This is a genomic window from Sphingobacterium corticis (assembly GCF_042684745.1).
GTDB lineage: Bacteria > Bacteroidota > Bacteroidia > Sphingobacteriales > Sphingobacteriaceae > Sphingobacterium > Sphingobacterium corticis.
In genome coordinates this window covers 759,274-783,303 of the sequence record NZ_JBHUMA010000006.1, presented here as the reverse complement: position 1 = coordinate 783,303, position 24,030 = coordinate 759,274, and the positions used below count along the sequence as shown (strand labels likewise).

27 protein-coding genes are annotated in these 24,030 nt (G+C 40.8%); 14 read left to right on the top strand and 13 right to left on the bottom strand.

Annotation, left to right across the window (positions count from 1 at the left end; all coding sequences use genetic code 11):
• Positions 1-4: 4 nt before the first annotated feature.
• From ACFSQ3_RS09340 to ACFSQ3_RS09310, 7 genes are read right to left on the bottom strand one after another with little or no spacing between them, the layout of a single operon-like run.
• Positions 5-1,309: a cryptochrome/photolyase family protein gene (locus tag ACFSQ3_RS09340; protein ID WP_380869276.1), complete on the bottom strand. Its 1,305-nt coding sequence runs from the start codon at positions 1,307-1,309 to the stop codon at positions 5-7.
• The gene (locus tag ACFSQ3_RS09335) at positions 1,299-1,859 is read right to left on the bottom strand and encodes a lipocalin family protein (RefSeq protein WP_380869275.1); all 561 of its coding nucleotides are present in this window, start codon (positions 1,857-1,859) and stop codon (positions 1,299-1,301) included. The genes ACFSQ3_RS09340 and ACFSQ3_RS09335 overlap by 11 nt, the downstream gene beginning before the upstream one ends.
• Positions 1,846-2,316, bottom strand: a complete 471-nt coding sequence (locus ACFSQ3_RS09330) for a beta-carotene hydroxylase (protein WP_380869274.1) — start codon at positions 2,314-2,316, stop codon at positions 1,846-1,848. The genes ACFSQ3_RS09335 and ACFSQ3_RS09330 overlap by 14 nt, the downstream gene beginning before the upstream one ends.
• Positions 2,313-2,783 (bottom strand): SRPBCC family protein, encoded by a 471-nt coding sequence (locus ACFSQ3_RS09325; protein WP_380869273.1) that lies wholly within the window; start codon positions 2,781-2,783, stop codon positions 2,313-2,315. Before ACFSQ3_RS09325 ends, ACFSQ3_RS09330 begins: the two co-directional genes overlap by 4 nt.
• Positions 2,784-2,799: 16 nt before the next feature.
• The gene (locus tag ACFSQ3_RS09320) at positions 2,800-3,636 is read right to left on the bottom strand and encodes a phytoene/squalene synthase family protein (protein ID WP_380869272.1); all 837 of its coding nucleotides are present in this window, start codon (positions 3,634-3,636) and stop codon (positions 2,800-2,802) included.
• The gene (locus tag ACFSQ3_RS09315) at positions 3,620-5,116 is read right to left on the bottom strand and encodes a phytoene desaturase family protein (protein ID WP_380869271.1); all 1,497 of its coding nucleotides are present in this window, start codon (positions 5,114-5,116) and stop codon (positions 3,620-3,622) included. Before ACFSQ3_RS09315 ends, ACFSQ3_RS09320 begins: the two co-directional genes overlap by 17 nt.
• Positions 5,113-5,787 (bottom strand): MarR family winged helix-turn-helix transcriptional regulator, encoded by a 675-nt coding sequence (locus ACFSQ3_RS09310; RefSeq protein WP_380869270.1) that lies wholly within the window; start codon positions 5,785-5,787, stop codon positions 5,113-5,115. The genes ACFSQ3_RS09315 and ACFSQ3_RS09310 overlap by 4 nt, the downstream gene beginning before the upstream one ends.
• Before the next feature lie 226 nt (positions 5,788-6,013).
• Between ACFSQ3_RS09310 and ACFSQ3_RS09305 the strand changes: the two genes are divergently transcribed.
• Positions 6,014-7,033, top strand: coding sequence for a DNA topoisomerase IB (locus ACFSQ3_RS09305; protein WP_380869269.1), 1,020 nt, complete (start codon positions 6,014-6,016; stop codon positions 7,031-7,033).
• Here ACFSQ3_RS09305 and metA read toward each other — a convergent pair.
• The 4 genes from metA to ACFSQ3_RS09285 form a co-directional block, all read right to left on the bottom strand.
• Entirely contained in the window at positions 7,008-7,970 is a 963-nt protein-coding gene (metA, locus tag ACFSQ3_RS09300) for a homoserine O-acetyltransferase MetA (protein WP_380869268.1), read from the bottom strand. The two genes, ACFSQ3_RS09305 and metA, sit on opposite strands and share 26 nt — an antisense overlap.
• A gap of 53 nt (positions 7,971-8,023) precedes the next feature.
• Entirely contained in the window at positions 8,024-9,061 is a 1,038-nt protein-coding gene (locus ACFSQ3_RS09295) for a threonine aldolase family protein (RefSeq protein ID WP_380869267.1), read from the bottom strand.
• 66 nt (positions 9,062-9,127) lie between these two features.
• On the bottom strand, positions 9,128-10,393 hold the full coding sequence (gene icd, locus ACFSQ3_RS09290; protein ID WP_380869266.1) for an NADP-dependent isocitrate dehydrogenase: 1,266 nt from the start codon (positions 10,391-10,393) through the stop codon (positions 9,128-9,130).
• Positions 10,394-10,461: 68 nt separating this feature from the next.
• Positions 10,462-11,616 carry an ABC transporter permease gene (locus ACFSQ3_RS09285; protein WP_380869265.1) on the bottom strand — a complete coding sequence of 385 codons (1,155 nt, stop codon included), beginning with the start codon at positions 11,614-11,616 and terminating at the stop codon, positions 10,462-10,464.
• A gap of 108 nt (positions 11,617-11,724) precedes the next feature.
• On the opposite strand from ACFSQ3_RS09285, the gene fmt reads away from it, so the two are divergent.
• The 12 genes from fmt to ACFSQ3_RS09225 all read left to right on the top strand — a co-directional run bounded on the left by fmt (position 11,725) and on the right by ACFSQ3_RS09225 (position 21,032).
• Positions 11,725-12,651 carry a methionyl-tRNA formyltransferase gene (fmt, locus tag ACFSQ3_RS09280; RefSeq protein ID WP_380869264.1) on the top strand — a complete coding sequence of 309 codons (927 nt, stop codon included), beginning with the start codon at positions 11,725-11,727 and terminating at the stop codon, positions 12,649-12,651.
• Between the two features lie 61 nt (positions 12,652-12,712).
• The gene (locus ACFSQ3_RS09275; RefSeq protein WP_380869263.1) at positions 12,713-13,372 is read left to right on the top strand and encodes a YceH family protein; all 660 of its coding nucleotides are present in this window, start codon (positions 12,713-12,715) and stop codon (positions 13,370-13,372) included.
• Between the two features lie 22 nt (positions 13,373-13,394).
• Complete coding sequence (locus ACFSQ3_RS09270) at positions 13,395-14,420, top strand: WD40/YVTN/BNR-like repeat-containing protein (protein WP_380869262.1); 1,026 nt, start codon at positions 13,395-13,397, stop codon at positions 14,418-14,420.
• 24 nt (positions 14,421-14,444) lie between these two features.
• On the top strand, positions 14,445-15,569 hold the full coding sequence (gene lpxB / locus ACFSQ3_RS09265; protein ID WP_380869261.1) for a lipid-A-disaccharide synthase: 1,125 nt from the start codon (positions 14,445-14,447) through the stop codon (positions 15,567-15,569).
• A gap of 54 nt (positions 15,570-15,623) precedes the next feature.
• A complete protein-coding gene (locus ACFSQ3_RS09260; protein ID WP_380869260.1) occupies positions 15,624-16,301 on the top strand; it encodes a hypothetical protein in 678 nt (225 codons plus the stop codon).
• A gap of 44 nt (positions 16,302-16,345) precedes the next feature.
• Entirely contained in the window at positions 16,346-16,906 is a 561-nt protein-coding gene (locus ACFSQ3_RS09255; RefSeq protein ID WP_380869259.1) for an NADPH-dependent FMN reductase, read from the top strand.
• Positions 16,906-17,289: a hypothetical protein gene (locus ACFSQ3_RS09250; protein ID WP_380869258.1), complete on the top strand. Its 384-nt coding sequence runs from the start codon at positions 16,906-16,908 to the stop codon at positions 17,287-17,289. The genes ACFSQ3_RS09255 and ACFSQ3_RS09250 overlap by 1 nt, the downstream gene beginning before the upstream one ends.
• Before the next feature lie 16 nt (positions 17,290-17,305).
• Positions 17,306-17,971 (top strand): TatD family hydrolase, encoded by a 666-nt coding sequence (locus ACFSQ3_RS09245; RefSeq protein ID WP_380869257.1) that lies wholly within the window; start codon positions 17,306-17,308, stop codon positions 17,969-17,971.
• A gap of 9 nt (positions 17,972-17,980) precedes the next feature.
• On the top strand, positions 17,981-18,589 hold the full coding sequence (locus tag ACFSQ3_RS09240) for a Crp/Fnr family transcriptional regulator (RefSeq protein ID WP_380869256.1): 609 nt from the start codon (positions 17,981-17,983) through the stop codon (positions 18,587-18,589).
• A 78-nt stretch (positions 18,590-18,667) separates the two neighbouring features.
• Positions 18,668-19,441: an SDR family oxidoreductase gene (locus ACFSQ3_RS09235; protein WP_380869255.1), complete on the top strand. Its 774-nt coding sequence runs from the start codon at positions 18,668-18,670 to the stop codon at positions 19,439-19,441.
• Positions 19,442-19,641: 200 nt separating this feature from the next.
• Positions 19,642-20,364 (top strand): tRNA threonylcarbamoyladenosine dehydratase, encoded by a 723-nt coding sequence (locus ACFSQ3_RS09230; protein ID WP_380869254.1) that lies wholly within the window; start codon positions 19,642-19,644, stop codon positions 20,362-20,364.
• A 68-nt stretch (positions 20,365-20,432) separates the two neighbouring features.
• Positions 20,433-21,032 (top strand): hypothetical protein, encoded by a 600-nt coding sequence (locus ACFSQ3_RS09225; protein ID WP_380869253.1) that lies wholly within the window; start codon positions 20,433-20,435, stop codon positions 21,030-21,032.
• A 286-nt stretch (positions 21,033-21,318) separates the two neighbouring features.
• On the opposite strand, the gene ACFSQ3_RS09220 is transcribed toward ACFSQ3_RS09225, so the two are convergent.
• Together ACFSQ3_RS09220 and ACFSQ3_RS09215 are read right to left on the bottom strand one after the other, a co-directional pair.
• A complete protein-coding gene (locus tag ACFSQ3_RS09220) occupies positions 21,319-22,476 on the bottom strand; it encodes a lycopene cyclase family protein (RefSeq protein WP_380869252.1) in 1,158 nt (385 codons plus the stop codon).
• A gap of 72 nt (positions 22,477-22,548) precedes the next feature.
• Entirely contained in the window at positions 22,549-23,001 is a 453-nt protein-coding gene (locus ACFSQ3_RS09215) for a hypothetical protein (protein WP_380869251.1), read from the bottom strand.
• Positions 23,002-23,142: 141 nt separating this feature from the next.
• On the opposite strand from ACFSQ3_RS09215, the gene ACFSQ3_RS09210 reads away from it, so the two are divergent.
• Positions 23,143-24,024, top strand: coding sequence for a YitT family protein (locus tag ACFSQ3_RS09210; RefSeq protein ID WP_380869250.1), 882 nt, complete (start codon positions 23,143-23,145; stop codon positions 24,022-24,024).
• The last annotated feature ends 6 nt before the right edge of the window (positions 24,025-24,030 follow it).

Below are 24,030 nucleotides of genomic sequence, written 5' to 3'. Positions count from 1 at the left end.
CTTGCTAAGATCGAGCATCATCTAACGCTTTTTTATAAGCTTTCAAAGCTCTTTCGCGCGCTTCTTTATGATCCACAATCGGGCGTTCTACTGTCTTTTGATAATCGGGATTCCACTTTTTAATATAGCTTAAATCTTTATCGAATCGCTTGGTCTGCGCATCAGGGTTGAAAATTCGAAAGTAAGGAGCCGCATCGCAACCACATCCTGCCGCCCATTGCCAATTTCCATTGTTGGATGATAATTCATAGTCCAGTAATTTTTCTGCAAAATATGCTTCTCCCCATCGCCAATCGATCAACAAATGTTTACAGAGGAAGCTCGCTACGACCATGCGTACACGATTATGCATAAATCCGCTTTCGTTTAACTGACGCATTCCAGCATCGACAATCGGATATCCGGTTTCACCTTTGCACCATTTTTTAAACTCATCCTCCTTATTTCTCCAACGGATGCCATCGTATTGCGACTTGAAACTTTTATCAACAACATTCGGAAAATGATATAGAATCTGCATAAAAAATTCCCGCCAAATTAGTTCCGAAAGCCATGTGTCGTTGTTCTTAAGCGCAGTTTTTACACATTCTCGAACCGAAATTGTTCCGAATCGTAACGCAACACCTAAACGCGTTGTACGATCTTCTGCAGGAAAATCGCGATGTTTATCGTAATCACTGATCATCCCGGGTGTCAGTTTAGGCGTATTAAAATCAACCGTTGTCTTTTCAAAACCCATCGACTTTAGCGACGGAATTCTCTTTTTCGCAGTTTGGAAAAATCCTTCCCTGCTCGTTGGCGCCACGGTATAATGTTTTTGTTCGAGTTTCGCGCGCCATTTTTTTGCATACGGTGTATAAACCGTGTAAGGCTTTCCGTCGTTTTTTAAAATGTCATCCTTCTCAAAAATGACTTGATCTTTAAAGGAGTGAAACGCGATCTCAGATTTCGAGAGCATTTCCCCTATTTCCTTATCCCGTTGTATCGCTTGAGGTTCGTAATCGTGATTGCAAAATACCGCTTGCACATCATATTGATCGAGTATATCTTTAAAAGCACCTTTTACTTTCCCGTAAGAAACATGCAACGAACTACCGGCTTTAGCCAAATCTTCCTGTAAACTTTCGATCGCCTGGTGAATGTAATCAACGCGAATATCCTTCGGATTCGGAAGTTTTGATAAAATATCTTTATCAAAAATAAACAGGGGAACAACAGGATAATCAGATGAAAGTGCTTTGTAAAGTCCGACATTATCCGTTAACCGTAAATCTCTTCGGAACCAAAAAACGGAAACCTTATCCTTCATTATTTCCTTTCGTCTTTTCTTCTTGATCTACCCAAAGAAGTTTATCCGTATCATACCCCACTTTTTTCGCTAATTCCAAATACTTTGTCTTGATATTCTCTGGAACATCGGTTGTTCTTGATAATATCCACAGGTAATCGAAATCCTTTCCCGCAACTAATGCATATTGATAATCTTTATCCAGCGCAAGCACATTATATCCAGAATAAAATGGTCCGAAAAAAGATACTTTTAGTGCCGCTACGGATTGGTCTTCGCGAAATTTCGCTTTGCCATCGGCAGATTTCCATTTCATCTTCTCTTTATCATAACCTTTATTTAAAACGGCTATCGTACCATCTTCGTTCAACGCATAAGTCGCTGTAACGTGGGACAAGCCTTCCTCAAAGGAGTGGTCCAACCGAGCGATTTCAAACCAAGTACCTAAGTAACGTTCGACTTGAAAATTCGAAACTGGTTCCGCTTTCTCCGGCTTGTAAGTACATGACGTCGAGGTGATAAACAGTACAACGACAAGCGTACAACCAATTAAGTATTTAAACCCGTTCATGATTTCCTTTCTTGCTAAAATACATTTGAAAGTATTTCACCGGCACCCAAAGGAAGCCAAAACATTCTCCTTCCTCCTTGCCAGTGTGTTTATGATGTTGTTTGTGCGCGCGGCGAATCGCCAATAAATAAGGATTTTTGGTATTTCTAAGAAAGGAAACACGTTGATGGATAAAGATATCGTGCACGAAAAAGTAAGCGAATCCATACAACGTAATCCCTAAACCGATGTAAAATAAATAATCGAAACCACGCATGCTGCCGATATACATGAGCGTAATAGCGGGAATCGCGAAGATGATAAAGAAGTAGTCGTTCTTTTCCAAATGCCCTTCGGTGCTGTGATCGTGGTGATCCCGATGTAAACTCCACAAAAAACCATGCATAACATACTTATGAACTGTCCAGGTGATGCCTTCCATGATAAAGAACGTGGCTAAAAATATTATTATGTTCATAACTGTGTCGATTTTTGATTGAATTTATCTTCTAAAATACGATATCGATAATTAAAAATGTTTTGCAGTTTTCGCTTAACGAATAACGCGTGGGCAATCTTACCTAAAATACCGAATGGTAATTCATACTTCACATGATCCGTCATCCAAACACCGCCATCGGTTGCCGTAAATGTATGCGTATGTTCCCAAAATTTATACGGACCTTTTTTTTGAAAATCTACAAAGCTAGTTAGCGGATCTACATGCGTAATTACCGTTTTCCACTTTAGTGGGATACCCAATAAGGGACGAACAATATAATCGATCTCCAAATTCACGTAAATAGGTTCATCAGCGAGTTTGGTCTTCACGACAAACGACATTTCTTTCGGCGTGATTTTTTCCAAATTGTGTGGCGACGAAAAGAATTTCCAAATACTTTCCAAATCTCCCTGTAAAAACTGTTCGCGATGAAGGTGGTACATAAATGGAAGATTAATTTTACAGAATGGCCATTTTATATGCTACATAGCTCTGCATCATCAAAGAAACCTTTTGTCCATTCGGGATGCGTATACGTTCACTCATAATACGTTGTGCTGGCGTTCGGCGTATTTTTTTGAATAACGACAGATAGTATTTGTATGCTAGATAAACACCAAACCGTGCTGAAACCGGTAACTTTTTAATCCCGATTAAGGCTTCTTGAAATTCAGCATGAATATCGGATTCGATAGTCGATTTGATATTGTTGTCGAATACCGCCATGTCCACGTTCGGAAAATACGTTCTACCCAAAACTTCGTAATCATCCTTCAAATCGCGCAAAAAGTTTATTTTTTGGAATGCCGACCCTAATTTCATGGCGTATGGCTTTAATAATCGATACATAGCTTTGTCGCCGTTAACAAACACTTGCAAACACATCAAACCAACTACTTCAGCCGATCCTAAGATGTATTCCTTGTATTTTTCAGTATTGTATTCCGTAGGATTCAAATCCATTTCCATACTGTGTAAAAATTGCTCAATCAATGCTACATCAATATCATAACGATGAACAGTCTCCTGAAAGGATTGAAGAATCGGATTTAGCGAGATTTTCTCCTCCAGCGATTGGTAGGTTTGCTCTTTAAATCGTGCTAACAATCGTTGTTTATCGTAGGAATGGAAACTATCTACGATTTCATCGGCAAGCCTAACATATCCGTAAATAGCATAAATAGCAGGACGAATGCTGCTGTCCAGCGCTAATATTCCCAGCGAAAAACTGGTACTGTATTTTTCGGTAGTCGCTTTACTGACCTGAAAACTTAATTCATCAAACAGCTTTTTCATAAGTTGGATGTGTTACGAGGTTATTTACTTCAGAAGCTACGATCTTGCCAGAAATAATTGCTGGAGGAACTCCGGGGCCTGGCACGGTCAATTGTCCGGTATAATATAAATTTTTTATTTTTTTGTTTCGAATTGATGGTTTCCAAACTGCGGTTTGCGATAGCGTATTGGCTAATCCATACGCGTTGCCACCGTAGGCGTTGTAATCGCTGATAAAATCTGCTACGCAATAACTACGCTTATAATCAAGTTTATCGATCAAGCCAGTTGACCCGGTGTGCTTCTCCAGCCGCGCCATCATTTGCTTAAAGTAAACTTCCCGCGTTTCTTCTTTGTCGTCTATTCCCAATGCCAACGGCATTAGCAAAAAGATGTTTTCGTGTCCTTCGGGCGCTACACCATCTTCTGTTTTAGAGGGACAGCAGGCATAAAACAATGGTTTCTCTGGCCACTTTTTATCCAAATAAATGGAATCAATGTGCTCGTCTAGATCATTTTCGAAAAATAACGTATGATGTTTTAAATTTGGGATACGTTCTTTAAAACCCAAATAGTAAATCAGACAGGATGGCGCGAAGGTTCTCGCTTTCCAATAGCTTTCCGGATAGTTGCGTAAATGTTCTGGCAACAATGTCTCCGTATGATGATAATCGGAAGATGCGATGACGGCATCAAATTGATGTTTCTGTCCATTGATGAGCAAAGATTCTACCGTTTCATCCGTGCACGTAATCTTTTCAACATTTTGATCAAAATGAAAAACTGCTCCCTGCTCCTCTGCTACCGAATGCATCGCTTTTACCAATTCAAAAAATCCACCTTTTGGATACCAAGTCCCAAGCGCATAACCTCCGAAATTCATTAAGCTGTATAGCGCAGGTATTTTCTTCGGCGAAGCACCAAGGAATATTACGGGGAACTCCATTAAAGAAATTAGCTTAGGATTTTTGAAGTACTTTTTTACATACTTACGAAAACCAGATAATAAATCTAAGCGAAAGGCACTGCTTGCAATCTTCGGTGAGATAAACTCAGACCAGCTATGGCAAGGTTTGCGAACAAAATCGCGCATGCCAACTTCGTATTTATATTTCGCAGCTTTCATGAAATCATCCAAACGAGCACCCGCACCAACTTCCATATGCTCAAAAAGTGCACGCATTTCCTCGTAATTTTCGGGAACGGCGACTTTCTCGTCGGAAAAAATCATTTCGAACTGCGGATTCAGCGGAATTAAATTCAAATAATCATGAACATCCTTTCCAAAATCCTGAAAGAAACCATTAATAATATCCGGCATCCAATACCAACTTGGCCCCATGTCAAATTTATAGCCATTGTCCGTTGTAAATTGCCTCGCTCGACCACCAGGTACACGGTGTTTTTCGAAAACATGCACTTCGTTTCCTGCAGCAGCGGCATAAGCTGCTGCTGATAAACCAGAAAAACCAGAACCTATGATCGCAATTTTCTTTTTCATGCTTCGCTAATTGACTTATTGATCTGTCCGTAGGCATTGCTCAACAGTTCCGCACTGCTCATGTTTTGCGTATATATCGGATGATGAAAGGATTCTAACTTTTGCAACAATCGAATCAATTCCATCTTCTCGATATTAGTCAGATTGCCAGAAACGATCTGTGTCGCTTTCCGAATATTATCCATTTGATTCGCTAATACTTGAAGCCCATCTTCCGTAATGGAAATTTCCTTACTTCTTTTATCACGAAGCGAATTACGTTGGATAATCCAACCATTACTGATCAATCGATTGATAATTTGCATACCTACGGGCTTTTCATGGATATTTTTTTTAATTAAATCCATCTTACTCATTGCGCCAAAAGCTTTCAAGTTTATAAGATAGATAAAATCCTCTTGTGTCGAAAAGGATGAATCATGAATAGCAGATTTAGAATAGCTCTTCGCATACCGATTCATGTGGACTAGTAAAGTACTAATTGCACTTTCTGCAGAACGACCATCATCCATCCCGGGCCAATCCGGATCAGGTAAAGTTTTTGCTTGCAAATCGTCAGCGATCCATTGCTTAAACCCTTCCACATCGAGCGAATAAGCTGGTTGTTCGCAACGCGCTTCTTCAAATTCAGACACCAACTGAATAGCGCCTTGTATTAAATCGTAATTCATCGCTATATTACTAAAAATGATTCTATTGGCATGAAAAAAGGTATATAAATATAGTATCCAATTTCATTGATAATTTATTAAACGGGCGGAAGCGGTAATTGTTTGTGTCAAATAGTATGTTTTTAAACTTTTTTACGATATCCATTTATTCACATAATCTCATCCGTTCCATGTAAACAAATTGTATCGCTCATATGTTGATCTACCATCGGAAAAAGTGGTAAATATGAATAGAGAAGAGGCAATACAAGAAATTTGTAAGTATATAGATTGTAGCACGAAGGGCTACAAGCGTTTGAAAGTTGGCAAAGGCTTCCGTTACAAGAATTTACGCGGACAAGTGATTACGAATGAGCGAACATTGAAACGCATACAAAGCTTAGTTATTCCACCAGCATGGTCACGCGTTTGGATTTGTCCTGATCCGAAAGGACACATTCAATGTTTCGGATTCGACGCGCGCAACCGAAAGCAATACATTTATCATCCGGATTGGTCGCAAAGCCAAAATGATCAAAAGTTTAAAAAGGTGCTGCAATTAGGCCCGTATCTTCCGGCCCTACAGCGACGCATACAGCAAGATTTAAAATTGCCTGATTGGTCTAAAGCTAAAACTTCGGCTCTTGCGCTGGCTGTAATCAAACGTACTTTGATGCGTGTAGGCAACGCGCGTTACACGAAGGAAAATAAGTCGTACGGTCTGACTACCTTACGTAAGAACCACTTAAGCATATCTACGGAAGCCATCCAAATAAAATATGTTGGCAAAAAAGGCGTTGCTCAAAATCATTTGGTTACTGAAAAACGTTTGATGCAGCACCTGCAGTCTATCGCTAAGATTCCCGGCAAAAATCTCTTCCAGTATATGGATGATGAATCAAAAATAGTTAGAAAACTTCGTGGTAGAGATGTTAATAGCTATCTGAAGGGAACGGATCAAACGAAAAATTTGTCGGTAAAAAGTTTCAGGATATGGGGAGCGACAATAATGGCTATTCGGGAAATGGCATTGATCCAACAGGAGTATTCAGTCAAAAATAGCACCAAACAATTAAATGCGATTGTAGATATGGTAGCGGCGGAGTTGGGAAATACACGCGCGGTAGCTAAGAAATATTACATTCATCCGCTTATTCAAGAAATGTTCCTTTCTGGAACATTTTATAAAAAAGCGAAATTGAAAGTCGGAGGCCGAAGATTGACAATTAATCAAGCGGAAGCTATTTCGCAGCGATTACTTCGTTAGGTTCGTTTAGCGATCCCAAATGTTTCACATCTTGTAAGTTGTATGGCGTTTCTTGATAGACGAAATAATTCAGCCAATTGTTGAATAACAAATTCGCGTGCCCACTCCATCTCACTAATGGTTGACTTTCCGGATTATTGTCACGGTAGTAATTTTTCGGCATATCAATCTCGCTACCTTTTTCCAAATCGCGAACGTATTCTTCGTGCAACGTTAGCGGATTGTATTCGGAATGTCCAGTTAGATAGAACTCTCTTCCTCCACGAGAGGCGACAATCGCAACACCCGCTTCATCAGATTCGGAAAGAATGGAAATATCTCCATGCATCAGCAATGCATCTCTAGAGATGGTCGTATGGCGACTATGTGGAATATAGAACTCATCATCAAATCCACGGAAAAGCGGACTTCTATTTTCTGTAGCGGTATGCTTGAAAACACCGAAAAGTTTATGATCCAATGGTAATTTTTCAATTCCGTAAAAATGATGAAGCGCAGCTTGCGCAGCCCAGCAGATATACAGCGTAGAGGTAACGTGGGTTTTAGCCCAATCGAAAATCAATTGCATTTCTGTCCAATAACTTACTGCTTCAAACGGCAATAACTCAACAGGAGCACCAGTTACAATCAACCCATCATAGCAATTCTCCGTTACTTCACTAAAGCCTTTGTAAAACAATTCCAAATGCTCTTCGGATGTGTTTTTTGGAGTATGCGTATCCAAGCGCAAGAACTCCACCTCCACTTGCAAAGGATTATTCGACAGCAAACGAACAAAGTCGGTTTCGGTCGAAATCTTCAAAGGCATCAGATTTAGAATCAATACACGCAATGGTCGAATGTCCTGCGTGCTGGCACGCAGATCGCTCATCACAAAGATATTTTCTTCTTTGAGCAACTCAATAGCAGGCAAATTATCTGGTATCTTAACTGGCATATCCCTTATCTTTCCTTTTTACGGTATGCAAAAATAACAAGAAATCGTAGTATTTAAAAAGAATTGCTTCCTGCTTGAATATCTTGTACCAAAGCATCTACAATTTTCGGGTCTGTAGCCCATGATGTGATCAAACGAACGACCGATTTTTCATCATCTATTTTTTGCCAAACGTAAAATTCGTATTTCTTTTCAAGTTCCACGATCAATGCATTGGGCAATATCGGAAACAGCTGGTTGGATGCCACATCAGCGAGAAAGGAATAGCCCTGTTGTTGAATGGCTTCAGCGATTTTTGCCGCCATCAGATTAGCATGTTGTGCTAATTTAAGGTAAAGCTCTCCTTCAAATAAACACAAAAATTGAACGCCAAGAACACGTCCTTTAGCTAAAAGTGCACCTTTTTGCTTCATGATGTATGGAAAGTCGGTGCCTACTTCGCGGTGATTGAAAATTACCGCTTCTCCAAGCAAACCACCATTTTTTGTGGCTCCGATATAAAATACATCGGTAAACCGACTTACATCTTCCAATAACAAATCGCTTCCTGGCGCCATTAAAGCATGGCCTAATCGCGCGCCGTCTAAGAACAATAGCAAATTGTTCGCTTTACACTGCGCATACAAATCCTGCAGTTCCTTTTTATTGTAGAATGTACCGACCTCTGTCGTATTGGAAATGTAAACCAAACGAGGTTTGACGACATGTGGCTTTAACTGATAAGCTTGTAAGGTTCGCTCGATGTCAGATGGAGTGATTTTTCCATTATTGGTAGAGACGGATATAACCTTATGTCCGACAGATTCAATCGCGCCCGCTTCGTTCGTGAAAATATGTCCCGAAGAAGCACTAATTACTGCTTCATGCGGGCGTAATAAGGAAGATATCACTAACAGATTAGCTTGCGTGCCTCCAGAAACAAAGTAAATTTCAGCAAACTGATTATTTAATCTTTCCTTAATCGCACTCTTTGCCAGCTTGCAATATTCGTCTTCGCCATAACCATTTTGTTGAATTAAATTGGTTTCTAACAAACGTTGTAAAATCGTCGGGTGCGCGCCTTCGGCATAATCGTTTTTAAAATTATACATGGATTTTTCTACGTTTTTGATGCTGACGTCAAAGTTGCAAAAAAAGCGCTGTAATTAGCGCTTTTCCTATTCGAAATTTCCGATAATATGATCTGCAAATTCGCTTGTTTTCACTAAAGTTGCATCGCTCATTTGATTGTGGAAATCTACCGTTACTGTCTTTTGTTGAATGGTCTTTTCGACAGCTCGCGTAATTGTGTTTGCTACGTCATGCCACCCCAAATATTCGAAGAGCATAACGCCGCTGAGAATAACCGAGGAAGGATTCATTGTATCTGTATTTGCAAATCGCGGTGCTGTGCCGTGCGTGGCTTCAAAGATGGCGTGTCCGGTTTTGTAATTGATATTCGCACCTGGCGCTATACCAATTCCACCAACAATAGCCGCTAAGGCGTCCGAAATATAATCGCCGTTCAGATTTAACGTCGCTACCACATCATAATCTTTGGGCGCTAGTAAAATCTGCTGTAGAAAATTATCCGCAATCACATCTTTAACAATAATTTTCCCGTGTTTTTCGGCTTCCGATTGTTCCGCATTCGCGGCTTCTTGACCTTTTTCAGCTTTGGTTCGCTCCCACTGCCCCCACGTATATACATAATCACCGAATTCCTGTTCCGCCACCTCGAAAGCCCAAGCTTTAAAAGCGCCTTCTGTGAATTTCATAATATTACCTTTATGCACAATAGCAACGGATGGTCTTTTATGATCAATGGCATGTTGAATCGCTGCGCGAACTAGTCGCTTAGTACCTTCCTCGGAAACCACCTTTATTCCTAGACCTGTATTTGCCCTGAAATCGTAGTTCAAAGCCAAATCATGGTTTAGAAACTGTTGTAACTTCGAAGATTCTTCCGCTTCAGCAGCATATTCAATGCCCACGTAGATATCTTCCGTATTCTCCCTGAAAATCAACATATCTACATATTCAGGATGGCTCACTGGAGACGGCACGCCTTGATACCAACGCGTTGGACGTAGGCAAACATACAAATCCAATGTTTTGCGAAGTGCCACATTTAGCGAGCGAATTCCGCCACCTGTTGGCGTAGTCAAAGGCCCTTTGATGCCAACCAAATGTGTCCGAAAAGCTTCTAATGTTTCTTCCGGAAGCCAACTCCCCGTTTCATTAAATGCTTTTTCTCCGGCTAATACTTCTAACCAATTAATCCGTTTTTGATCGCCATAAATATGCCGCACTGCCGAATCAAAAACGCGTACCGACGCGTTCCAAATATCCGGCCCGATGCCATCACCAATAATGAAAGGAATTGTAGGATTTGTAGGAACTTGAAGATTGCCATCAGCTCCCATCGAGATTCTGTCCGCCATAAATGATTTTTGTTTTGGTTGACTAGCAATCAGCCAAAATGATACCAAAATGGCACGAAATCAAACACCTATTTAAACTGAATCGTTTTAATGGGAGAAATTCGGGAAATTAACATGGATGGAATAACAAGTACGAGCAAAACAATGCCGACCAAAGCAGCATTTAGATATAGCACTTCATACCAGCTTATTTGCACAGGTACGAAGGAAACATAGTAAATACTCGGATCTAGCTTAAAAAAATGCGTCGTTCGTTGGAAGAAATATAACACGATTGCCAGTGCGTTTCCAATGACCAAACCATAACCAATCAAATACATGGAATTGTATAAAAAGACTTTACGCAGGTTGCTATTTCGCATTCCGAGCGCTTTCAGAAGTCCGATCATAGAAGAACGTTCCAAGATATTAATCAGCAAAGCGGATACAAGATTGATCAACGCAACGATAACCATCAAAACGAAAATCACACTATCATTCATATCCAAAAGCTCTAACCAATTAAAGACGTCCGGCATTTGTTCCACTACGTTAGTCGCCATCAGCGGTTGAGGCAAAATGTCCTCGACGGCGAAGGACGTATTTTGCAATTGCGTGAAATCTTGAATGCGCACTTCGTAACCGCCAACTTCATCATCAGCCATATTATTAACCCTACGGATCAAATCCAACGAGCCAATAATGTACATCTTATCCAGTTCTTCCGAATGTGTGGTATAAACGCCGTTTATCTCTAATTTTCGCTTACGAACCGGATGCTGCACAAAATACATAATGAAGCTATCGCCAACTTTCAACTGCAATCGACTCGCTGTTTGCTCGGAAATAAGCACTTGGTTATTCGCATTTTCAGCATCGAAATTGATAGTATCGCCTTCCACGATCATTCTTGAAAGGAAATCCTGTTTGTAACTGGCATCCACGCCCTTAATCAACACACCTTCGACTTCACTGTTAACATGGATTATTCCCGCTTTACTCGCAAACGGATAAACGTCAACCACATTAGGCGTTTGCCGAATAGAATCCAACATGGATTGGGATAGCGCAATTGGCGTATTCTCGTAGGAAGAAGAGACATCATTTTTTGTGATCGTAATATCCCCAAAAAATCCACGCTGTTTATCAGTAATTTCTTGCTTGAAACCTTTAAGAATCGCCACGGCCATAATGATAGCCAAAATGGCCAAACTCAACGCACCAATAGTGACTCGAATAATCATTTTCGAGAAAGTCCGTTGGCCGAAAAGCGTAATACGACGGGCTAGAAAGTAAGAGAAATTCAAGCTGAAATTATATTTTGTAACTTCGCAAAGTTAATAAATTATACAATGCGAATTATATTTATGGGGACGCCGGATTTCGCGGTAGCTACCCTTGATACACTTATAAATGCCGGCGAGGAAGTTGTTGCGGTAGTAACAACACCCGACAAACCGGCTGGCCGTGGGCAAAAGTTGCACGAATCGGCCGTTAAACAATATGCGGTTGCGCATAATATTCCCGTTTTGCAGCCGGAAAAACTGCGCGATCCCCAGTTTTTAGAAAGTTTAAAAAGCTATGCAGCAGATGTGCAGGTGGTGGTTGCTTTTCGCATGTTGCCAGAAGTTGTTTGGAATATGCCGCCGCAGGGTACAATCAATGTACACGCCTCATTACTACCCAATTACCGAGGTGCTGCACCTATTAACCACGCGGTTATGAATGGTGAAACCGTTTCTGGAGTAACAACTTTTCTACTTCAGCATGAAATCGACACCGGGAATGTGCTTTTGCAACAAGAAGTGGACATTGCAGATACCGACAATGCAGGCACTCTGCATGATAACTTGATGCATGCTGGAGCGGAGCTATTGTTGAGAACGCTTGAAGGCATTAAAAACAAGACCATCACGCCGGTTCCACAATCGGAAATGACGAACGACGAATTAAAACACGCTCCGAAAATTTTCAAGGAAGATGGCTTAATCGATTGGTCGAAGTCTGGTAAGCAAGTTTACAATCATATTCGTGGATTAAGCCCTTATCCAGCAGCATATACAAAGCTGAATGAGAAGGTATTGAAGATTTATGAAGCATCAATACTTGATGAAAAACCAACAATCTCGGCAGGTCAATGGGAAACAGATCACAAAACCTTTCTACGTTTTGCCGCATTGGATAGCTATCTGGATTTGAAACACATTCAAATCGAAGGCAAGAAGAAAATGACCGTAGATGAGTTCTTACGCGGTTATCGTTTTCCGACAGAACAATAGCTGTAAACAAATATTTACTATATTAGAAAGACCCAATTAGCTAGGTTAAGAAGATATAGAAATGGAAGAAAGCAAAGAATTACCTGTTTTAAGTGCCGAAGAAGTTCGCGTTTTAGGCTCGCTTTTAGAGAAAGCGAAAACAACGCCCGAATACTATCCATTGACACTGAATAGTTTGGTTTCCGCGTGTAACCAAAAGTCGTCGCGCAAACCTGTCGTTCAATACGATGAGAATACCGTGATCAATGCGCTGGATAGTTTAAAAAAACGAAGTTTAATATCAACCGTGGTTGGCGGCGGTAGCCGTGTTGTTAAATACAAGCATAATTTAGCCATTCAATATCCGCTATTGCCACAAGAATTGGCAATAATTTGTTTGTTGTTGCTTCGTGGACCATTGACTCCCGGAGAAATTAACAGCAATTCGGGGCGCTTATACGATTTCGAATCAATTAGTGAGGTTGTCGAACTACTTAATAAACTAGAAACGAACGATCCTCCTTTTGTGAAATTGACTTCAAAAAAGGCTGGACAAAAAGAAGTTAGATACGTTCATCTACTAAGTGAGTTTAATGAAGATGAATACGAATCTGATGCCATTAATAATGTAACAGAATCATCTTCTACGATCGCAGCACTCACGGAACGCGTGTCGGTTTTGGAAAATGAATTAAGCACGCTACGGGCGGAGTTTGATAAGCTCATGCAGGAATTAAGTTAATCTACTTTAAACACATCGCGTTATGAGATCGAACACCAATCGCCTTTTTCAACTATTCCTTTTATGTTGCGTTTTTACCTTTTCTGCAACAGCGCAAATTATCCGGCCGTTGACCAAGCATGCAGATGCTGGATTTCGCGGTTTAGACACGTATGGTGAGCGCATCGTTTGGGTCAGTGGAACGAAAGGAACCGTCGGTCGATCTACAGATCGAGGTAAAACTTGGGAATGGATCGGTCCGAAAAATTTTCCAGAAGCGGATTTTCGGGATATTGCCGTATTCGGAAAAGACGAAGCGGTCATTGTAAGCGCAGGATCACCTGCGCTAATTCTAAAAACCGTTGATGCTGGAAAAAATTGGGAAGAAGTTTATCACAACGAAGATCCGGAAATCTTCCTTAACGGCATGGATTTCCAAGGAAAACACGGCTTTGCTATCGGCGATCCAATCGACGGATGTTTTCAATTGCTGGAAAGCAAAGATCGTGGAAAAACTTGGGCGGATGTTTCCGGAAGTTTATTGCTATTCGCTGAGCCTGGCGAGGTCGGCTTCGCTGCGAGCGGAAGCGGATTACAGCTACTGGGAGACGATCTTTGGGTTGGAAGCGGAGGAACGTTCGCCGCTATTTTTCGTCGTAACGAAAAGAAGCTGTTGATGTACAAAATGTTGACACCCATTTTAAGCGGAGCTGCCAGCCAAGGTATTTTTTCTTTAAATTTTTGGGATAATTTGAACGGAATTGTAGTGGGTGGCGATTATTTGAATGATGCCGATAATTCGCATAGTGTGTACATGACGAACGATGGTGGAGAAAATTGGATCGCTTCAGAAAAGCCAGTTGGCGGTTATCGCTCTGCGGTAAAATACATCACCAAACAAAAATTGGTGGCAACGGGGACATCCGGAACGGATATTTCGAACGATGGCGGAAAAAACTGGAATACGATTTCCAAAGACAGCTACAATGTATTAGGAAAATCCCGTTCCGGAAAAACGATTTATTTGGCAGGAAGCAATGGCCAAATCAGTGTTTTAGATTGGAAATAATAAATAACAAGATCATTACATCGTATGAAATACTACATCATAGCAGGCGAAACTTCGGGCGATTTACACGGTGCGAATTTAATTAAAGCACTCAAAGAACGTGATCCGGAAGCTACGTTCGATATTGTCGGCGGATCGCAGATGGAAGCTGCCAGCGGACAGAAAGCGCTCATTCACACATCGGAAATGGCGTTTATGGGTTTCGTGGAAGTCGTGATGAACTTGTCGAAAATTGCTAAAAACCTGAAAGCGGTTAAAGCGGATATTTTGCGTGCACAACCGGATACCGTTATTTTAATCGATTTTCCAGGTTTCAATTTAAAGATTGCTGACTTCGCGAAGAAGAAAAACATCAAAACCTGCTATTATATCTCGCCAAAAATTTGGGCTTGGAACCAAAAACGCGTGTACAAGATTAAGCAGGTGGTCGATCACATGTTCTGTATCTTACCATTTGAAGTAAAATTCTACAAGGAATTCCATTATTCCGTGGATTATGTGGGCAATCCTTTGTTGGATGCGATCAGTGCTTATGAATTCAACCCTAACTTCATTTCGGACAACAATTTATCGGAGAAAGAAGATATTATTGCTCTCCTACCCGGCAGCCGAAAAATGGAGATTGAGCGCATTTTACCTGAAATGGCCGAACTATATCACAAGTTTCCATCTCATCAGGTTGTTGTTGCTGGAGCGCCGAATTTCGATGAATCCTATTATCGTGATATAATTGGCGATCTTCCCATCAAGATTGTATTCGATCAAACCTACGATCTCTTAAAAAATTCGGTTGCAGCTGTAGTGACCAGCGGAACAGCCACATTGGAAACGGCCATTCTACGTGTTCCGCAGGTAGTGGTTTATAAAGCAAATCCAATCACGATAGCGATCGCTCGAAAACTTATTAAAGTACAATTTATCTCTTTGGTCAATCTCATCAACAATTATCTATCCGTGTATGAGTTGATTCAAAAGGATTGCAATGCCACGCGAATCGCAGACGAAATCGGCGAACTCATTACCAATCCTGCTCATCGCGCCAGCGTTATGGAAAACTACGATGTGCTTGCTGAAAAGTTGGGTGAACCGGGAGCTTCAGGTCGTACCGCAGAAAAAATTGTGACGTATTTACAGGAAGCAACTAATTAAGTTTAAACTTCCGCATAAGCAAAAAGTCTAAAACTCGTATTAAGACAGCAGCTTATGAAATCATCTAGCAAAATAGTATACATGACGGCATTGCTTATTGCATCGTTGTTCTTTGGCCATCTAACTTCGGCGTTCGCTCAAGATAGTACGAGAACAGAACGCATTGGTACCTTACAACTTTCCAAAAAGAAAAAGGAAGTTTTTCGCAATCAAGGTCGTGATTCCACGCTTACCTTGGAAATTGATACATTGATTTTAAAAGATCGGGCATCACTTCAGTTCTACAATTTGAAGGATGTAAAATTGAAAGTCGGTTACGCAGAAATTGGCAAAGATGTCGTGATATCTGGCATGGGAAGCAAAAATAACGCTTCGAACTTCGATATCGACATTCACTTCGCGAAGCTGGAATCCATGTATATTTTGGCGCGAGGAATGGACGCTATGAATGGCACGCGGACAAATCCAAATGGCGATGGCGGGAATGTGAAAATCCATTATTCATCGGCAGGTTTAACTCCACAACAAGAAGATAAAAAGTCCAAAAATTATTTAGCCATTGATGCTAGCGCAGGCGGTCGTCGTGTGAATCCACCAACCGACATTGCCATCGTGATGAGCAGAATTGGCATGGGCGGACCGCGAATGGGCGGAATTCCACAAGGTCAAGTTTACTCCGGATCGCCGGGAACGGAAGGCAAAGTAACCGTAGAATCTTCTGACAAAAACTAGACGAAGCGAGTTGCGCGCCAGCAAAGATTCTTGTACTTTTAGGCATGAATGTTTTAGCATTTGCGGCTTCCAGCAGCAACAATTCCATTAACCACAAACTGGTAACCAGCGTATCGAGGTATTACAAAGAAGATCAGGTGGATGTGATTTCCATAAATGATTTTGAGTTGCCTTTGTATTCGATCGATCGGGAGAAAGAATTGGGTATTCCCGATGCAGCAACCGAGTTTGCAGCGCGCATCGATTGGGCAGATTTGGTTTTAATTTCGTTTGCTGAACATAATGGAAACTATGCAGCTGCCTATAAAAATCTAGTAGATTGGATTTCGCGCATCAAAGGCCGAAAACCATTTCAAGACAAGCACCTTTTCTTATTATCGACCAGCCAAGGCGCACGAGGCGGACAAAGCGTTTTAGACATCGCGGTAGCGAGGATGCCTTATGATGGAGGGACGGTGATTGATAGTATCGCGCTACCAGAATTTGCTGCGAACTATGAAGATGGCAAAGGCGTTACGAATAGTTTATACCGCAGTCAATTAGAGGCCAAAGTGCGAAAAACGAAGCGGGAAATGATTAAAGTATTTAGTGAGAAGAATATATAATGAAGATTAAATCGAAGAAAATTATTTGGTTTGGCGCGGCACTGGTCATTCTATTGGGTTATTTTATTTGGGATGGATACACGCAGCCTTCCATAAAAGATTTACCAGGCGGTTTCGAAGAAGTGGCATTCGTTCGAAATGAACAAAATAAAGGTGCAATCGTTCGCATTTACGCTGTAACTGTGCAAGATCCGCATGCCGCAGATTATGAAGCTTGCGCTGATCTTTTCCCGACAAATGATTACGGTAGCGTTACAAAAGTGTATTTCTTTGATAAATCAGCAGCTTATCCGACAGAATTGACGCTTGAAGAGCCACATTTCGACACGCAAAAATTTGCTTCCTTAAGAATTGTGAAGCGCTACGGAGCAAAAGAAAACTAAAAGAACGCTATTTGCCTTGAATCAATCTCACGTATACTTCGATGCACATAAGCATATCCTGCCAGAAAATCGTCAGAATGAAGTGCTTGCTATTCGGAATGTAATTCTTTCAGAAGATGCGATTGATGGTGGGTTATGTTCTGCCGGAATTCACCCTTGGCACATAGTGGATGATGGCGAAGAACAGTTGATTGAACTAAAAAAGCTTTTAATTCAAAACGATAATGTATTAGCCGTCGGGGAATGTGGATTAGATAAGGTATCTGAAACGGACTGGGATTTACAAATTCGCACATTTACGGCGCAGCTAGGATTGGCAAAACAATTTCGGAAACCAATAATCGTGCATTGCGTCCGTGCTTATCAGGAAGTAATTCATTGTATTAAAGCAGTAGAAATCTCGGAGCCGATTATTTACCATGGATTTCAGAAAAAGGAAAAATTAGCCGATCAACTGCTTGCTATTCCAAACACCTATCTTTCCTTGGGGGCTTCTATCCTATCCGGCAAAAACGATGCGTTGATAAAAAATATGCCAATAAATCGTCTGTTTTTAGAAACGGATCAATCGCCCATCTCCATCATCGAACTTTATAGCTATTTCAGCCACGTTCGTGGATTAGAGATCGATATGCTAAAGGCGCAGATGTGGAACAATTATTCAAAGGTATTTCTTAAATGATTTTGGATCATGAATAATAGCGATCGACCTGTTGCGCACCATTCATTTATGGAGAAACTAATTGCCTATTTATTGCAATTCGGCAACCTAACCGAGGGCGATATTTCCGTATTGACGAACAAATTTCAGGTGCTGCATCTTCAGAAAGAAGGTTACTTATCTAAAGCAGGCAAAGTTCCAAAGCAAGTTGGTTTCATCATCTCCGGTGTGATACGAATGTTTAACTATAATGATCAAGGCGATGAGGTGACGACTTACTTTATCGATGAAAATCGTTTAGTGGTGGATTACGCTCGTTTCGAATCTGGAGCCGTTGCTCCCGATTATTTACAGGCAGCTACAGATTGCACGGTATTGATCATCGATAAGAAAGATTGGGATGCTCTATTTGACTTAATTCCCGCTTGGCGCGAACTCGTTAATAATGCCGTCAAACATGCATTTCAAATCCATTTGGAACGCCGAACATCCTTAGTAACTGAAAATGCCAAAGATCGATACCTTTCCTTTCTGAAGCAATTTCCCATGTTGGCAAATCGCGTTTCTCAAACCCACATCGCCTCTTATTTGGGCATTACGCGGTTTTCATTGAGCCGTATCCGAAAATCAATTCGATAGTCGATGTTGCCAAATGGCAACCGTTATCGCAACAACACCAAGTAATTTTGTTCTCGAATTTTAATAATACGAGTTAGCATGAACAAAACATTACTTGGAAAAGTTGCTCTGGTTACGGGCGGAACCAAAGGAATAGGAAAATCTATTGCAGATAAATTACAAGCACTGGGTGCAAACGTAATTGTTGCAGCAAGGACAAAACCACAAGAAAATTTGGACGATAGGCATTTTATCGCGGCCGATTTGCTTGATTCCGAAAGCGGAGAAAACATCGCGAAAGAAGTGATCGAAAAATACGGAAAGATCAATATCATTGTCAACAACGCTGGAGCCAATTTGAGCCCTTCCGGTGGTTATAGCACGTTGAACGATGAGCACTGGAAAAATGAACTAGAACTTAATCTGATGTCGGCTATTCGGATCAATAAAGCATTTCTTCCCGCAATGATTGATTCCCGAAATGGTGTGATTATTAACATCTCTACCGGCGTTGCCAAACAACCACTTTGGGATTTAACAATGGCGTATTCTACCGCCAAAGCAGCCCTAAACATGTACAGTAAAGCGTTGGCAAATGAGATCGGATCAAAAGGCGTTCGCGTTAATGTGGTATCTCCGGGAATGGTTAATACGCCGTTAATGGCAGATTTCATAGAAAATATTGCCACATCAAATAAAACCACGAAAGAACAAGTAGCGGAAAATCTAATCAATCAAGTCGGCATTCCGTTAAATCGTATGGCCGAAACGGAAGAGGTTGCTAATTTAGTCGCTTTTTTAGTTTCTGATGATGCAAAATATATAAACGGTGCGAATTATTTAATTGATGGGGGTTCCTTGCCGACTGTTTAAAACTTAACAACGACGATCCTACATTCGCGAGCATCATTTTAAAAAGGATAGTTGGTGCGAACCATCTATCCTGCTTTTTAAAAAACGAATACTGAAAAACCTGGAAAATTATCCGTGCTATTTATATACTTCATCAATTTTACTTTTAAATTTGCAGCGCAAAAAGTACAATTTAATAATAGAAACAGGGTAGATATAGTATGAAAGATTTATCATGGTTATCACGCACAGAAGCGTTAATCGGCAAAGAAGCAATTGATAAGTTGAACAATGCACATGTGATGGTGTTGGGTTTGGGCGGAGTAGGATCTTTTGCGGCCGAATTCGCCTGTCGTGGTGGCGTGGGTAAGATGACAATCATTGACGGCGACACTGTGGATCCATCCAACCGTAATCGTCAACTACCTGCTCTTGCTACGAATCATGGTGTTTCTAAAGCGCAAATTATGAAGGAGCGCTTATTAGCTATCAATCCAGAATTGGAATTGCAGGTGTTCGAAGAATTTGTAATTCCAGAACGTATTCCGGCATTTTTAGATCTTAAACCTGATTATATAATCGAAGCTATCGATAGCATCACGCCTAAACTATTCATGATTCGTTCTGCGTTTGCGGCCGGCATTCCATTTGTTAGTTCCATGGGCGCAGGCGGAAAAGTCGATCCAACCAAGATCAAAATTGCAGATATCAGCCAATCGTACAATTGCAAACTAGCGCAACATATTCGGAAGAAACTACGCAAACACGATATCCGTAAAGGCGTAAAAGTTGCTTTTTCTACCGAGCTTCCAGATAAAGCTTCCTTGCTTTATACCGATGGAAGTAATTATAAAAAGTCCGCTTATGGCACGATGTCCTATCTTCCTGCTGCTTTTGGCGGCGCGATTGCATCCGTTGCCATCCGAGAACTGATCGGTAGATAAATTTTAATCGAAACATTTCTATTGTGGATCAGTTCTAAACGTAGAACGAATTTAATAATTCTACGTGTATGAAATCACCTATTCCGATTAATGTCAAAGGACATCAGCTCAACATTCGCGAAGAAAAGGAATTCGACAATAGTGAAGACGCATATCATTTTTACACCATTGCAAAAAATCGCTTATTAAACATCGATAACTGGGATGAAATATGTGCGCTACCGCTAGCTACCTTTTCGCTTTATACGGTGGACGATAGTGTTAACAAAACAGACAGGCCTGAAGTTGGTGATTTTGTTAAGATAAAAATTCCTTTTCCATTGTTCGCTACCCAAAGTGAATTCGATTGGGTAAAGATCGAAGAAATCACAGACGAAGAAATGGATGACTTTAAACGAACGTGCATCGTGTTAAGGCCAACTGATGATCCGACAAGTGATATTGCAACGACCGCGCATTTCTTCAAACCATCAGCTACATCATCCATTTGTGTAGAGCAGCACCGGAATTTAGTAGTGGTAGTTTACGCTGGTAGAAATCAGCAGGCCAATACAAGCCCAAACAACGTAGCAGTAAAGCTTAGAAACACGCTCGTTACGTTTGGTGCAAAGCTCGGCGCATCCTATCCGCAATGGAAGTCACTTGTTAAAGGGATCATTCGTGCGTGATCTACGGCGTCGTTGAGTAAATCACGCAAGCATGGTTTGATATACGTATTTAACGCAGTAATTACCCCTATTCGTATATAAATAACCTTTTTTGGCATCTGCTTTGGAATAACCTTACTGTAAACAATATCATCAGTACACTAAAACAAAAAAGCTATGAACACGATTGAAGCAAAAGCAGCAAAGTTAGGGTTGGAAAAAGGATATTTCTTATTATTGATGGCGATCTTAGAAGATGACGCTAACGAAGATGACACCTTAGCAGAAGCTTCCTAATAAAGAAAAGCTACAACGCAAACCACTTCTTTTTTAGAAGTCGGAACATACCTTTTAGAAATGGGGATGTACGTAAGCTAAGCATGATGTGAAGATCATTCACGAAATCGGACTTTGAGTCCAAAAAGCGAAAAATACGAGTTGTTTTCGCTTTGCGAAACAAGTCAGTAAAAAGTGCGTGACCTTCGTAGTTGCCACTATCCAAAACATATAATAAGATCGCGTCGTAAAATTGCTCTTTACGACGCGATGGAAAGGATAAACCTTTTAAGTTGCCTTTTTGATACGCGCTAAGAAGCAAATCTATCGTGCGTACGGTATTGGTGAAGGTATAACCTGTCGACCCTCGCGTATCTCCACCGGCTGACCCTAAAGAGATAATATTCCCTATTCTACGATCGAACGCAAAATCCGTCATCGGAATGACCCCGTATTCTTCTTCAATTATTTTATAATCGTCTAAATTCCAAACATCGGAAAGGTAACTTGTTAGTTTCTCCCGATAAGCTTCTTTCGACAATAAATTCTTAGAAAAAATCGTGTATTCTACGAAGATCTCCTCCTCAGAAACCGGCAAACAGTAAATGAACGTCGTCCCATTTTCTTGCGGCGTGCGATAATCCATAATGATCGCTTTATCGGCATCCCAACTACCCTGCTTAGTGCTGATTTTCCAGCCCACGAAATGTTGTAAAAAATATTGGTTGTATGCCTTCAATAAAGGTTTTTCGAAAATCGTTTGAAAGACATACTCCGCATGAAAAAGAGAAGAATTGACAGATATCGTACATTGGCCTGCTTTCTGCTCCAAATTTTCTACCTCTCCTTCCAACATGGTAACATTGGATTGATTCGCCATTTTAGCTAGAAGATTTGCGCGGTATGCAGAAGCATCAAAGCTGAAATACCGATATTCGTCGGTGACAAGGTCGATTTGTTGTCCTTGATTTGAAAAAATGGCAAGCTTGTTCCAAGCTAAATATTCAAAATGAGGTAATGGATTCTCCTCGGTTGACCAAAATGAAATACGTTTATTTGGATTCTTGTCGAAAGATCGATCGACGAGAAGAATTTTTTTATCTAACCACAACCCCCGTCGAAATGCGGTGTCGAGCAAAGTTAAACCCGCAATGCCGGCTCCTAGAATAGCAAAATCGTATTTCATCATGTAATTTATCAGGTAGGAAACCTGCGTTGCATTGAATTTGTTTTCGAACAATAACTTTTTTGGAAACCAAGATTACTTATCAAGAACTGCGTTCAGCATTTTTTTTAATTCTGGATGTGTTACTTCCGACCGTCGCGCTGAAATAAAAGCTTTATCATTCGCCAAATGATCATTATAACCCAAGAATTTCGGACAATTCACTTGTACCGAATGGCGCAACAACCTAACCTCAACATCATTCGTCGATGCAGCAACTGCCTTTTCTAGATTTTCTTTCCCACGTTGAAAGGTTTTCCATTTCTGAATCGGATTTCCTGTATGCTTAGCCCAAATTGTTTGCAGAGCACCCAAGTACGCGCGTTCTACCGAGGAAATTGATTTTTTAACTTCTAAAGATTTGATTAGTTGCCCGCAAATTTCACTATCAGAAACCGCTTGAGAAAACTGATTACGTACTTGGTCCACATTTGTAGCAAAAACTAAAACAGGTAAGGCAAATAAAAAAAATAAAATGGATTTGATCATAGTTGCGCATAAGTTGAAGAGCGCCTTTCTCAAACATAAGGAATAGTTTCCAAATCGGGAAAGAATGTGATATATTTGGGTCGCGCTAGTTTTACGCAAAATGCTAACATAACTAATATTTATTAACTGCTATAACCAAACATGTCTTCCACGTCTCAAAAACACGGATCTCTTTTCACGATTTACGACATTATTTTTCTTATTCTAGGTGTTTTATGTGCTAGCTTCGCGCTTAAAAGTTTTTTAGTGCCGAACCATTTTTTGGACGGAGGCGTTACGGGAATCTCCTTATTGCTACATGAAGTTTACGGTTGGAATTTGGGTTTATTGTTGATCCTGCTGAATATTCCATTCATCCTTTTGTCGTGGGCGAAGGTTGGTCGTAATTTTGCCATCCGGAGCAGTTTGACGATTATTTTGATCGCTTTGGCTATGCATTTTATCTCATTTCCAGAGTTGACACACGACCGCTTATTGGTAGCGATGTTTGGTGGCTTTTTTATGGGTATCGGCATTGGATTATCCATGCGCGGTGGAGGTACATTCGATGGTATGGAAGTGCTTGCGTTATTGACCTTCAAGCGAAGTAGTTTCACAATTACGGAAATTATTTTGGGCATGAACATGATTATCTTCATCATCGCTGCAGCATTCATTCGTGTAGAAACGGCGCTTTATGCGATCCTGACCTATCTTATTGCTAGTCAAACTACCAAATACGTCATTGAAGGAATTGAAGCATATACGGGCGTTACCATTGTTTCCTCCGACAGTGAGGCAGTCAAACGTGCGTTAGTGCTCTCGTTAAACAGAGGAATAACGGTGTACAAAGGCGAAAGAGGTTTTATGAAAGAATCTTTTGAGCGAAGCACGGATGTAGATATCATATTCACGATCGTTACGCGCTTGGAAGTACGAAAGTTACGCAATATCGTTCACGCGATCGATCCAAAAGCGTTCATCTTTACGCAAACTGTTCGTGAACCACAAGGCGGTATCGTGAAAGAAATTGTGAAACACTAGGAAGCT